The 13,403-nt window shown below is 63.3% G+C and carries 9 protein-coding genes; 4 read left to right on the forward strand and 5 right to left on the reverse strand.

Translation table 11 applies throughout. The annotated features are described in order from the left end of the window. Positions 1–2: 2 nt before the first annotated feature. Positions 3–854 (reverse strand): dihydropteroate synthase, encoded by an 852-nt coding sequence (gene folP / locus AC0L3E_RS29660; protein ID WP_473606322.1) that lies wholly within the window; start codon positions 852–854, stop codon positions 3–5. A gap of 124 nt (positions 855–978) precedes the next feature. Between folP and AC0L3E_RS29665 the strand changes: the two genes are divergently transcribed. Then, positions 979–1,617 (forward strand): DUF922 domain-containing Zn-dependent protease, encoded by a 639-nt coding sequence (locus AC0L3E_RS29665; RefSeq protein ID WP_245470134.1) that lies wholly within the window; start codon positions 979–981, stop codon positions 1,615–1,617. 204 nt (positions 1,618–1,821) lie between these two features. Then, positions 1,822–3,303, forward strand: a complete 1,482-nt coding sequence (locus tag AC0L3E_RS29670; RefSeq protein ID WP_473606324.1) for an MDR family MFS transporter — start codon at positions 1,822–1,824, stop codon at positions 3,301–3,303. 3 nt (positions 3,304–3,306) lie between these two features. Here the strand turns inward: AC0L3E_RS29670 and AC0L3E_RS29675 are convergent, their stop codons facing one another. The 3 genes from AC0L3E_RS29675 to AC0L3E_RS29685 form a co-directional block, all read right to left on the reverse strand. Beyond that, entirely contained in the window at positions 3,307–4,335 is a 1,029-nt protein-coding gene (locus AC0L3E_RS29675) for an NAD(P)/FAD-dependent oxidoreductase (RefSeq protein WP_127269545.1), read from the reverse strand. A 195-nt stretch (positions 4,336–4,530) separates the two neighbouring features. Beyond that, positions 4,531–4,851: a 2Fe-2S iron-sulfur cluster-binding protein gene (locus AC0L3E_RS29680; protein ID WP_056582251.1), complete on the reverse strand. Its 321-nt coding sequence runs from the start codon at positions 4,849–4,851 to the stop codon at positions 4,531–4,533. Between the two features lie 111 nt (positions 4,852–4,962). Beyond that, positions 4,963–5,331, reverse strand: a complete 369-nt coding sequence (locus AC0L3E_RS29685) for an Hpt domain-containing protein (RefSeq protein WP_127269546.1) — start codon at positions 5,329–5,331, stop codon at positions 4,963–4,965. 272 nt (positions 5,332–5,603) lie between these two features. Between AC0L3E_RS29685 and AC0L3E_RS29690 the strand changes: the two genes are divergently transcribed. Both AC0L3E_RS29690 and AC0L3E_RS29695 read left to right on the forward strand, forming a co-directional pair. Further along, a complete protein-coding gene (locus AC0L3E_RS29690) occupies positions 5,604–11,894 on the forward strand; it encodes a coiled-coil domain-containing protein (protein ID WP_473606325.1) in 6,291 nt (2,096 codons plus the stop codon). Positions 11,895–12,073: 179 nt separating this feature from the next. Next, a complete protein-coding gene (locus AC0L3E_RS29695) occupies positions 12,074–12,688 on the forward strand; it encodes a 3'-5' exonuclease (RefSeq protein WP_473606326.1) in 615 nt (204 codons plus the stop codon). A gap of 52 nt (positions 12,689–12,740) precedes the next feature. On the opposite strand, the gene AC0L3E_RS29700 is transcribed toward AC0L3E_RS29695, so the two are convergent. After that, on the reverse strand, positions 12,741–13,352 hold the full coding sequence (locus tag AC0L3E_RS29700) for an ABC-type transport auxiliary lipoprotein family protein (RefSeq protein ID WP_473606327.1): 612 nt from the start codon (positions 13,350–13,352) through the stop codon (positions 12,741–12,743). Positions 13,353–13,403 lie beyond the last annotated feature (51 nt).

A 13,403-nucleotide genomic window follows, 5' to 3' on the forward strand; every position in this document is an offset into this window, starting at 1 on the left:
GATCAGTTTCTCGCCTGGTCCGTCCGACGCGCCAGCATAGCATCCGCGAGCGCCAAAGCGTCCACGTTGAATGCGACATCGTGGACGCGAAACAGATCGGCGCCCTGGAGCCTCAATATAACGCTGGTCGCCGCTGTTCCGACCCCTCTGTCGGCGGCATCACGGCCGGTGACCGTGCCGATGAAGCGTTTTCGCGACGTACCGGCCATCAGCGGCAGGCCGAGGGCATGCAATTCCGAAAAGCGTGCCATCAGCTCGAGATTTTCCTCCGCCGTCTCCTTGGCGAATCCGAAACCGGGATCGAGCACGATACGATCGTCGGCGATGCCGTTCTGGCGGGCGATTTCCAGCGACCTTCGCAGGAACGTCAGTTGATCGGCAATCACATCCGGCAGCTTCTGGCGATCCCGCCCGGTATGCATGATGACAAGCCCCGCGCCGGTGTCGGCGGCGACACGCGCAATATCGGGCTCGCGCTGCAAACCCCAGACATCGTTGACGATATGCGCGCCGGCGGCGACCGCCAGCCGCGCCGTGTCGGCACGATAGGTGTCGACCGAAATCAGCACCTCGCTCACGCCCGCCAGCGCTTCGATCACAGGCAGGATGCGGTCCTGTTCCTGGCTGGCCGATACCGCGGCAGCACCTGGGCGCGTCGATTCTCCGCCGACATCGACAACCAGTGCCCCTTCCCCGATCATGCGGCGCGCCTGGGCCAGCGCCTTTTCAGGGGCGTCGAACTGGCCGCCGTCGGAAAAGCTATCGGGCGTGACATTGAGGATGCCGACGACCACGGCCTTGCCGCCAAGGTCGAGATGGCGTCCATGCGCCAAGTGCCATCGCCTGGCCGTCATTGCTCATCGACCATGGAGTTCATCAATCATGTGTGATCCCTGGCGGATCAATTTCATTGCGCCGGCAACGGCCGTAAAGCAAGGTGGTCGAAGAGGCAACATGATGAAACGATCCATGCTTGGCATGAAAAGACGGTCCCTGGGCGTGAAACGATCCTTGGCTTGCGCGCTGCTGCTCGCCATGACCCCGCTTCCGGCGGCGACGGCCAATCTCGTCAAGACGTACAGCTATTTCGCCATCGGCGGCAGCACCCTCGACGACATCGAGGCACAACTCTCCAAACGCGGGCCGGAGGTGAAAAGTACCGGCAACCGGCACCCGGGCGCCACGCAAATGGCCTTCACCACCCGTGTCAGCTATGCGCAGACGCCGAGTTCCTGCCGGATCGCCGACGCGGCGGTGACCGTCAAGGTGAAGGTGATCCTTCCCGAGTGGCGCCGCCCGCGCAAGGCCGACGCCGATGTCAGGCTGTTCTGGGATACGCTGTCCGCCGACATCAAGCGCCATGAGGAGCGCCATGTCGAAATCGCCAAGAACCATGGCGGCGAACTCGAAGAGGCCTTGAAGGCCACCTACCCGCAAAAGAACTGCGACGCCGCCAAGGCCAAGGCGGCAGCCATCACCGCGGCTGTTCTGGCCAGGCACGACCGCGCCCAGCTTCAGTTCGACCGCGTCGAAAGCGTCAATTTCGAAAGCCGCATCTTGCGGCTGCTGCGCTACCGCATGGAGCGCATCGGGAATGGCCGACTGCCGCCGGCCTGAACGCACCCGAACTGAAAGCCAAAATCCCCGAAGGTAGTGCCAGATTCGAAAAACTTTCGAGCCCCTGTCGAAACCGGCCTATATGGGACGACATATGTCAGGCTCGCCAGACGCGAGCTTAAAACACCAATGCGATCCAAACGGTCAAGAAACCGGAACGGCTGAACAGGGCCGGTCAAATCGCAAGCTTATGGATGAACGATCATGGACCAGGCTGTCGATAACAAAACGATGGCGGAAACCGGCACGCCGATAACAGAGAGCGAAAAGAACGCCATTATCGGCGGCGTGCTGTTGTCGATGCTGTTGGCGGCACTCGACCAGACCATTGTTGCGCCAGCCATGCCGACCATCGGGCATGCGCTCGGAAACGCACACTATCTGCCATGGATCGTCACCGGTTATCTCCTGACCGCTACCGCCGTGGCCCCGCTCTACGGCAAGATTTCCGACGTCTACGGCCGCCGGCCGACTGTCTATGCCGCGATCCTGATCTTTTTGGCGGGATCGCTGGTCAGTGCGATGGCTCCCAACATGTTTGTGCTGGTTGTCGGGCGGGCGATCCAGGGCGCCGGCGGCGGCGGCTTGTTCGCGTTGACGCAGACCGTCGTCGGCGATCTCGTTCCGCCGCGCGAGCGGGCACGCTATGCCGCCTGGTTCTCCGGCACATGGGCTGTCGCCAGCGTTGCCGGTCCGTTGCTCGGCGGCACTTTCGCCGAGCACCTGCACTGGTCACTGATCTTCTGGATCAACATTCCGCTTGGTGTTCTTGCGATGGCGATCATCAACAAGCCGCTCAAGAAGCTGCCCGTTGCCGCAAAGCGCCATCGCATCGACGGCCTGGGCGCGTTGCTTCTGATCATTGCCACGGCGCTGCTGCTGCTCGCATTGAACTGGGGCGGCAGCGCCTATCCCTGGATTTCGCTTGAAGTCATCGGCGTTCTCTGCGGTTCGGCGATTTTCTGGGGCGCTTTTGCCTTGCGGCTTATGCGAGCCGCCGAGCCGCTCATCTCACTCGAAGTGCTTGGCAATCCAATCGTCCTGGCGGGCACGCTTTCGATGTTCCTGCTTCAGGCCGCAAGCGTCGGCATGGCTGTGTACCTGCCCGTCTATCTTCAGGCGGTGCTCGGCCTGTCGGCCGCAGAGTCGGGCATCGCGATGCTCGGGCTTCTGCTGGGGACCGTCGGCGGCGCGGCATTCAGCGGGCGTATGATACCGCATTTTACCCACTACAAGCGCATCGCGATGGTGGGCGTCGTCTTCAGCATGCTGTGCCTCTGCCTGCTGGCCGTCGTCGCAGGATATGCAACGCTGCTGGAGGTAGAGGTCTTGACGATCTGCATCGGGTTTGGAACCGGAACGACGTTTCCGGTCACCACCGTGTCGGTCCAGAACGCCGTCGATCGCGTGCATCTTGGCGTCGCGACGGGCGTGCTGACATTCCTGCGTTCGCTTGGCAGTGCGCTTGGTGTCGCGATGCTCGGCGCGGTCGCTCTGGGCTACGGCTTGCCGCTTGCCGGTGAAGGCGTGCGGATCGTGGGCCATAACGCGACGGTCGAGCCGTTCGTGATGATCTTTGCCGTCGCCGCCGTTACATTGCTGCTGGGGCTGATCACGCTGACGCTGATGCCCGAAAAGGAGCTTCGCGGTTACGCCGACAATGCGGCGCCCATCCTCGCCGAGTAAGCTTCAGCCGGAGACGCCGAGCTTCTTCTGCAGGCTGGTCGATGAGGTCGTGTACTGGAAAACGATGCGCTCGCCGGGGCTGATGATGCGCTTGGCGGCCTGCGCCATCAGCGCCACTTCGTGGAAGCCAGACAGGATCAGCTTCAGCTTGCCCGGATACCAGTTGATGTCGCCGACCGCGAAGATACCGGGCACCGATGTCTGGAACTTCTCGGTATCGACCGGAATAAGGTTCTCGTGAAGGTTGAGACCCCACTCCGCGATCGGTCCGAGCTTCATGGTCAGGCCGAAGAACGGCAGCATGCGCGTGCAAGGCACCTCGACATCGCCGTCAGGTCCCTTGATGGTGGCCGATGACAGTTGGCCGTCGGCACCGGTCAATCCGGTCACCTGCCCGACCTGGAACTCCAGCTGCCTCATCTCCTGCATGGCATACATCTTGTTGACGCTGTCGGGGGCGGCACGGAACTCGGGCCGCCGGTGCACCAGCGTCACGCTCTTTGCCACCGGCTGCAGGTTCAGCGTCCAGTCGAGTGCCGAGTCGCCGCCGCCGACGATAACGAGGTCATGGCCGCGAAAATCCTCCATCCGGCGCACCGAATAGAAGACGCTCTTGCCTTCATAAGGCTCTATGCCGGGGATCGGCGGACGCTTGGGCTGGAAGGAGCCGCCGCCGGCGGCAATCACCACCACCTTGGCCTCGAACACCTCGTTTTCGTCGGTGGTGACGCGAAAACTGCCATCCTCCAGTTTTTCCAGGCTGGAAACCATTCGGTTGTAGCTGAAATCAGGCTTGAACGGCGCGATCTGCTCGAGCAATTTGTCGACCAGCCCTTGCGCCGAGATCGAAGGCCAGCCTGGAATGTCGTAGATCGGCTTTTCCGGATAGAGCTCCGCGCACTGGCCGCCCGGCCGATCGAGAATGTCGATCAGGTGGCACTTCATGTCGAACAGGCCGAGCTCGAACACGGCAAACAGGCCAACCGGCCCTGCCCCGACAATAAGCACGTCTGTCCTGATGATGTCGGTCATGCCTGTGCCTCGCTGCGCATGACCCCGAAAATCGGATCGATTTTCGGGAAGGATCATGCGCAAATAAAAGTGCTACAGCGTCCCTTGCGCCTCCAAGAGGACGCGCGGCGCTGTAGTGAAACAGCAGGACACTGCATGACCATCGCTCCGCTGCCAAGCCGCAGCGGGAAAAATCAGTTGGCAAAGATACTGCGCTTATCCCTGACGGGCAGGCACCCGCACAATGAGACCGTCGAGCGCGTCTCGCACCTTGATCTGGCACGACAGCCGTGAGTTCGGCTGGACGTCGTAAGCGAAGTCCAGCATGTCCTCTTCCATCGCTTCCGGCTCGCCGACTTCAGCCGTCCAGGCTTCGTCGACATAGACGTGACAGGTGGCACAGGCGCAGGCGCCGCCGCATTCGGCTTCGATCCCGGGCACGGCGTTGCGGATCGCGTTCTCCATGACCGTAGAGCCGTTCTCGGCGTCCATGTCGAAATGCGTGCCGTCATGGGCAATGAAAGTCAGCTTGGTCATTTGTCACCTGAAGGGAGTTCCAGCCGAGATAATCACTCCGGCTGACAAGTCAACTGCCGCATGAAAGCGCCGCCCGATGACGTTTTTCCGCAAATCGGGTTCAGCGAGGATTCAGCGGTTGATGGCGGCGATGAAATCGCGCACTTCGTCGATCAGCATGCCAAGCCGTTTGAGCGTCTGGCCGTCTTCCGGCCGGTGCTCGATCTCGGTGGCGCAATCGGCGATGGCAAAGGCGCCGACGCCCCGTGCCGAACCCTTCAATCCATGGGCGAGCAGAAGCCGGTCCTTGATGTCGGCGTCGACTATTCTGTCGCGCACGGACAGCGCCTGCTGTACAAACAGCGCCAGCACCTCTTGCTCAAGGCTGCGGTCACCCATCGTCTGGCGGGCAAGGTGTGCCAAATCGACCGGCCGTGACCGCCTTGGTCCGGATACGTCGCCCCCGGGCATTGAGAAGGCGATGCCGCTTTCGCCACGCATGAACTCGAACTCCGTTTCTTCGATTCGCCCAAAAACCTAGGCGAATCCAATGGACAACGGGTTAATGAATGGCCGGGAAAAATGTTGCCAAAGCGGCGCCCAAATCACAGTTCCGTTAACCTTATATTTAAAGTTTTACGTATCCCGCGGAATGCATGTTTTCTTTACCCCCCTGTGTCATTACGATACGAGGGGTCCATTTTCAGCCTCCTGCGCGGGGCAAGACAAACAGAATTATAAGCCCGCGGCAGCTAGTACAGGGTAGCGAAGGCATGGCAAAGAAACCAACGACGACGAGAACTCTCGACAGCGACGTGGCCAGGGAACTGGAAAAGGCGCTCGATCTCGACCTCAGCAACGAGATCGGCAGCGGCGACCTCGACATCGCGGCTTCTATGGAGGATCTGGAAGCTCAGATATCCCAGGCGGCCGACGAGTTGGCGCGCGAGGGACGCAATCATAAGCCGGAACAAAACCCGGAGCCCGTAGTCAATCAGAACCACGCCGCGAAACCCGCGCCCAAGGCCAAGCCTGCCGAATTGCGCCCCGTGGAACCGCGCAATGGCGCCCAGCCCGCGGGTTTCGCGCCGGCCAATGACGATCGCCAGAAGGACTACAAGACGCTCCTGCACAGCCTCAACAGGCGTGCCTCGAACACCATTTACTGGGTCGTCGCCTTCGTTTCGCTCGCCTGGTTCGCCGGCGCCGGCGGTTTGGCCAATCTGCTTTTCGGACCGAGCATCTGGAGAATCCGTACGCTCGACCAGTTCCTTGCCCGTCCGGAGCTGATCGGCCTTGCGGTCGCGGCCATCGTGCCCGTCATCCTGTTCTGGGCCTTCGCCGCCATGATTCGCCGCGCCCAGGAAATGCGCATCGCCGCACAGTCGATGACCGAAGTGGCCTTCCGCCTGACCGAGCCGGAAAACCTTGCCCAAGATCGCGTCATGATGATCGGCCAGGCCGTTCGTCGCGAGGTCGCGGCCATGGGCGAAGGCATCGAACGCACGCTTGCCCGCGCCGTCGAGCTGGAAACGCTGGTCCACAGCGAAGTCAACCAGATCGAACGCTCCTATTCCGAGAATGAATCCCGCATCCGCTCGCTGGTCGACGGGCTCGGCAGCGAGCGCGAAGCCGTCGTCACCCATGCCGAGCGCGTCCGCGCCTCGATCACCGGCGCGCATGAGACGCTGAAGGACGAGATCGGCGCCGCCTCCGACATCATCCGCGACTCGATCCTCAATGCATCGACCAAATTGTCGATGACGATCACCAATTCCGGCGACACGCTGATCGATCGCATCAACGAAAGCTCGATGTCGATCTTCGATTCCGTCGAAGGCCGGCTCGATTCGATCACCGACCGTCTGTCGACCTCGGGCGAGGCCTTCGCCAGCCTTCTCGACACCCGCATTGCCAAGCTGACGGACACCACGGACGGCCTGACGCGGTCGTTGACCGACCTGCTCGACGATCGCACCACCGGCATGGTGTCGCTGCTCGGCGGTGCCGCACGCACCCTTAATTCCGAATTCGAGGCCAGCCTCAACGGCATCGAGCGGACGCTCGCCGAACGCGGCCAGGCACTGATCAGCGAGTTCCAGACGCGCGCCGAGGCGCTGGACACCGGAACGCAGAAGCTCAATGCGGCACTCGAAGCCCGCGCCCGCCAGATCAACGAAACGCTGGTCGAGCGCGCACGCGAAATCGCCCATACCTTTGCCGAGAGCAAGGACACGCTGTCGGCGATGATCGATCAGGGCAAGACCCAGATCGGCGCCGACATGGCCGACATCGTCACCTCGACCTCCTCCATGCTCGAAGCCCGCGCCAGCGACTTCGCCGGGCGCATGGAAGCCGCCCGCCATGTCGTGTCGCGTTCGTTCGACAGCGACATCCAGCGGCTCGCCGACGCCCGCGTCGGCATCGAGGAAGCCGTCGAGAACCACAGCAGGAAACTGTCCGAAAGCCGCGAGCGCATGGCCGCGGCCATGGAGGCCGACCTGGCGAAGTTCGCCGAGGGCCGCGCCGGCATCGATGCGGCGGTAACCAACCAGGTGCAGAAGCTGGCCGAAGGCCGCAGCCTGATCTCGCGCGCTCTCGAAGAGGACCTGCGCAAGGTCAATGAATCGCGGGCGGCCATCGATGCATCGCTCGGCAGCCATCTCGAAAGGCTGGAAGAAGGCCGCAACAGGCTCTCCACTGCCCTAAACGAAGACTCCGGGAAACTGGTACAAGCTCGTACGATCATTGACGAAATGGTGGCCGGGCATGTTGGAAAGCTTGCCGAGGGCCGCAACATTCTGTCACGCGCCCTGGAGGCCGACCTCGGCAAATTGTCCGACAGCCGCGCCAGCATCGACGGTCTGGTCGCCGGTCAGGTCGAGAAGATCGCCGAGGGCCGCGCCGTGCTCGCCAAGGCGTTGGAAAACGACATCGTCGGCATCAAGAGCCTCATCGAAACCCATTCCGCCAAACTGGCGGAGGACCGCACGCAGCTTTCCCATTCGCTCGACAGCGATCTGTCCGGAATACGCGGCCTGATCGAAAGCCACTCGGGACGGCTGGCCGAGGACCGCGGCCTGCTGTCCCAGACGCTTGAGGCCGACCTTGCCAAGCTGGCTGAAAGCCGTTCGAGCATCGACGGTCTGGTCGCCGGTCAGGTCGAGAAGCTGGCGGAAGGCCGCGACATTCTCAAGCGCGCGCTGGAATCCGATCTGAACACGATCAAGGGCGTTATATCGAGCCAGTCGGAAAAGCTGGCCGAGGATCGCGGTCAGCTTTCCCGGGTCCTGGAAGCCGATCTGCAGAATGTGAACAGCGTCATCGCCGATCACATGAACAAGCTCGTCCAAGACCGCTCCGCCCTGTCGAGGGCCCTTGAAGATGACCTCGCCAAGCTGGCCGACAGCCGTTCCAGCATCGACGGCCTGGTTGCGGGTCAGGTCGAGAAGTTGTCCGAGGGCCGAGATATCCTGCGGCGTGCTCTGGAATCCGACCTCAATGCGATCAAGGGCACCATTGCCGACCAGTCGCAGAAACTGGTCGATGACCGGGCTCAGTTCGCCCGGGCGCTCGAGGCTGATCTCGAAAGCGTCAACGGCTTGGTCAACAGCCATTCCGAAAGGCTCGTGCAGGACCGTTCGACGCTGTCGAAAGCGCTTGAAGCCGACCTCGAAAACGTCGGCGGCCTCGTCAACAGCCACGCGGAAAGGCTTGTCCAGGAGCGCTCGACCCTGTCGAAAGCGCTTGAGGACGATCTCGGCAAGCTGGCCGAGAGCCGCTCCAGCATCGATGGCCTGGTCGCCGGCCAGGTCGAGAAGCTCGCCGAGGGCCGCGATGTTCTCAAGCGCGCGCTGGAAGCCGACCTCGCTAAGCTGGCCGAAAGCCGCTCCAGCATCGACGGCCTGGTCGCCGGCCAGGTGGAGAAACTGGCCGAGGGTCGCGACATTCTCAAACGCGCCCTCGAAGCTGACCTGCAGAAGCTCACCGAAAGCCGCGGCGACATCGACAACATCATCGCCGGGCATGTCGGCAAGCTCGCCGAAGGCCGCAATATGCTGACCCTCGCGCTGGAAGACGATCTCGGCAAGCTGGCCGAGACCCGCAAGGATGTCGACCGCTCACTGTCGGGCCACATCGACCAGATCGCCGCCAGAAGCTCGGACATCTCTGCCGCTATCGCAGGCGATGTCGAGAAGATCGAGCAGGCATTCAGCCGCCAGACCGGCATCATCGAGGAGCGTGCCGGCACCATGGAGCGTGCGCTCTCCACAGGCGTGGACAACGTCCGCGCCGTGCTCGAGAAGAGCGCCGTGTTTGTCGCCGGCGCCCTGCGCGAAAAGGTGCTGGAAGTCACCAGCACCCTGCACGAGCAGGCCGGCGCCGCTTTCAGCGACGCCGACCGCAAGATCGCCGAGCGCGCCGAGCAGACGTCCGCCGCCCTGCTGGCGCGGGCCGAAGATATCGCCCGCACCTTCGAGGATGCAGACCGTCGCCTCCACGCCCGTGCGGAAGATACGTCCAACGCCTTGCTTGCCCGTGCCGACGATACATCCAGCTCGCTGCTGGCCCGCGCGCATGAAACCGCCGATCAGCTGGCCGCTCGCGCAAGCGAGATCGCCGGCACCTTCGACGCGGCGGATCAGAAGCTGGCCGCCCGTGCCCAGGAAGCCGCCGATCAGCTGACTGCCCGGGCCCAGGACACCGCGGATCATCTGGCCGCCCGTGCAAGCGAGATTGCCGGCACGTTCGATGCGGCCGACCAGAAGCTGGTTGCCCGCGCTATCGAGACCGCCCAGTCGCTGGCCGCGCGTGCCGGCGACATCCTGCGCAACTTCGAAGGCGCCGACCAGCGGCTCGGCATGCGCATCGGCGAATCGGCCGAAGCGCTTGCCGCACGCGCGTCGGACCTTGGCCGCATTTTCGATGCCGCCGACCAGCAACTCGTCTCGCGCATCGCCGAGGGCTCGGAAGCGCTGTCGAGCCGTGCCTCGGAAATCGGCCGTATCTTCGACGAGGCGGATCAGCGTCTGGTGTCGCGCATCGCCAGCAGCACCTCCACGATCGGCGAGCATGCCGAGACAATCGTCGGTGCCTTTGCCGATACCGAGCAACGGGTTGCCGAACGCGCAAGGCGGACCGGCCAGGAGATGGCCGTGCATGCCCGCGAAATCGAGCAGGCGCTTGCCGGTGCGGACGAGCGTTTCGCGTCGAGTGCCGCGGCCGCGGCAGCCCGTGTCGAAGAGCAGGTCTCGGGCGTCGAGAACCGCCTCGCCTTCACAGCCGAGACGATGGGCCAGAAGCTCAACGAACAGGTGTCGAATGCCGAGGCGCAACTCGTCTCGCGCGCCAATGTGATCGCCGAGACCTTCACCGCGGTTGGCCAGCATATCGGCCAAAGCACCAACGATGCCGCCAAGACGATCGGCGCCAACACCCGCGAACTCAACACCATGCTCGCCGCACGTTCGGCCGAAATGTCGAAGATCCTCGACGAAACCGCACGGCCCCTGGTCGAGCGCTTCGCCCAGGGCGGCTCGGACCTGCAAAAGAGCATGGAAGAGGTCACCGAACGCGCCACCGAGAAGCTGCGCAGCGAGAATGCTGCGCTTGTCGACGCGCTCGCCAGCCGCACCGCCGAAACCTTGTCGGCGGTCGAAGGCGCCCGCTCGTCGCTGTCCGACAGCGTCGCTGATCTCATCGGCCGCATGACCAAGTCCAGCTCGCAGCTCGGTCAGTTGATCGACCAGGCCGCGGTCAATCTCGGCCAGGTCGATGAACGCCTGAGCGGCAGCACGCAAAGCTTCGCCGCCACCACCGAGAAGGCCGCGCTGACCTTTGCCAGCTCGGCACGTCTGGTCGATTCGAACACGACAAGGCTGACGGAACTGTCGTCGTCCACCTTGCGCGAGGTCGCGTCGATCGCCACCAAGTTCGACGAGCACAGCCGCCTGCTCTCCAGTGCTTCGGACCTGTTGAGCTCGGCCCAGAGCAACCTCGAACACACGCTCGAACGGCAATCGTCGCTCGAAGACCTCGCTGTCGGCCTGGTCAAGAAGTCGGAAGATCTCGAAAGGGTCATGCGCTCGTTCGAAAATCTCGTCGGCCAGACGCTGCAGAACGCCGAAGGCAAGACGATGGAGTCGGCCGACAAGATCCGCAACGCCATCACCGACGTCGTCGATTCGGCAACCAAGCGCTTTGCCGATGCCACCGAGGAGATGCGGCGCACCGCCGGCTCGATCAAGAGCGAACTCGACCTGACCCGGGCCGAGCTCAAGAAGGGCGTCATCGAAATGCCGGAAGAGGCAAAGGAATCGACCTCGGCCATCCGCCGCGCCGTTTCCGAGCAGATCAACGCCCTGAAGGAGCTTTCGGACATCGTGGCCAAGTCCGGCCGCGGCGGTGACGGGTCCGAACCACGCAACCTGCGTCCGGCGCCGCAAGCGCCGGCCGCACGCGCTGCCGAGCCGCCGCAGCCGGACCTGCGCACGCCTCAGGCGCCCTTGGGCGGCCCTGCATTGCGCGGCACGCTCGACCTTGAGCGTCCTGCCGAGGCGGCACCGCGTCCGCGCGGCGATGCCAGCGCCCGCACGCCCCAGGGCGGATGGGTGCGGGATCTGCTGACCGCGGCATCGAACGATGAGGACCTCAGGTCGGCAGCCCCTACGGCCCCCGTGGAAGCGCAGCGCGCTACCCCCGCCCAGCGCTCGCCCCTGCATGTCGTGGAATCGCTGAACTCGCTCTCCGTCGATATCGCGCGTGCCATCGACCACGAGGCTTCGATCGAGCTGTGGAACCGCTACCGGCGTGGCGAGCGTGACGTGTTCACGCGGCGGCTCTACACGCTGAAGGGACAGCAGACGTTCGACGAGATTCGTCGCAAGTATCAGGCCGAGGCCGAGTTCCGCGCCGCCGTCGACCGCTACTGCGACGATTTCGAGAAGCTGCTCAAGGATGTCTCGCGCAACGACCGCGACAACATCATGGCGCAGACCTACCTGACGTCGGACACCGGCAAGGTCTACACCATGCTGGCCCATGCGAGCGGCCGCCTGCATTAAGACAGGAATTGAACAGGCGGGGCTATGGTCCCGCCTGTGCTTATTCTAACCTCCGGCACGCGCTGAACCTGCCCGCAACAGGCTTGCCAGACTATCAGTGCCTTCGGAATCCGCCCTAAGTCGATTTGGCACTATAGTTCACCCGCAGTACCGCTGCCCTGACGCTCAAGGGTGTGATCGTGAAGACGGCAATCATATTCGACTGCGAGTTTCTTTGCCTTGAGGGCTCGCAACGCAGATTCTGGTGCGCCGCCCACGATCCTGACCCGGTGATCGCACAGATCGGCGCGGTCAGGCTTGGACTCGAGGGCGATTTTCCAATGCTCGGCACACACAAGGTCTACATCAGACCGGTCGACCGGTTTGGTCAGAGATACGCCCTCGATCCGTTCTTCACCAAACTGACCGGCATTACCGAGGAAGATCTGGAGACCGAGGGGGTGGCGCTAGGAGATGCCCTCGACGACGTCGATCGTTTTTCCGGCGGGGCGCGTTTCTGGTCCTGGGGCAAGGACGAATTGAACATGATCGCCATCAGTTGCTATGTCGCGGGCATTCAGCCTCCGATCCCGGCCAGCCGGTTTGACAATGCCGTCAAGCTGCTGATCGCGGCCGGAATGCCGATCGAGGATCTGGCGAGAACGCCGAGCAACAAGCTCGCCGATTACTACGGCGTCGAACACCCGCCATTGCAGGGGCACGACGCGCTCGATGACGCGCTGTCCGTCACCTATACCCTGCAGCACCTGATGAAGACCGGAAAGCTCCGCCCGGAAATCTTTGACCGCTTGTAGGCAGAGAAGCACGGAGGGATGAAGCTTTGTGGGATTCCGGCGCGCCCCGCGCTCAGATCACCGAATCCGTCCAGCGCACGATTTGCCCGGCGGCGTCGCCGAACGCCTTGTCGAGCGCGCTGACATAGCCAGGATTGCCGCTGCCACCCGAGACGGGTGCGGCTGCGGTGAAGCTCTTGGAGGCACGGACCTCGCCGTTGCGATCGTTCAGGATCCGCACGAACAGATCGACCTCGGCATGTTCGCCGCCGTCGACACGCACCTCGAAGGAGCGGATTTCGACGATCACCTGATAGTCGATCGCCAGGCCCTCGCCCGGCTTGCCGACGCCGGCAAAGCTGCCTGAACGCTGGAAGGTCTCGGCCAGCCGCGCCTGCACGATCAGCGGCAGCCGGTCGGCCCATTGCGCGCCCTTGAGATACTGGATCGAGCGATCCGACGGCTTGATGACGATGTTCTGGCTGTCCAGCGCCTTGAGCGCCGAGGGCTGCGCGATCAGGATCTGCTTGCGGCTATGGCCATGCGCGTCGACCGAAGGCGCTGACAGTTCGAACGTATCGAGCGGCGCGGGCTTGCCGCCCAACGCCGCGCAGCCGGCCAGCGTCAGGGCAAGCAGTGCCGCAGCCGAAGTCAACCCGCCCGTTTTCACCCATACAGACTTCACGCGCGATCCCCGTTGTCCCCGGATCGTAAGATCGACCCGCTTTCGCGGCTC

The organism is Mesorhizobium sp. WSM4822 (assembly GCF_055811155.1).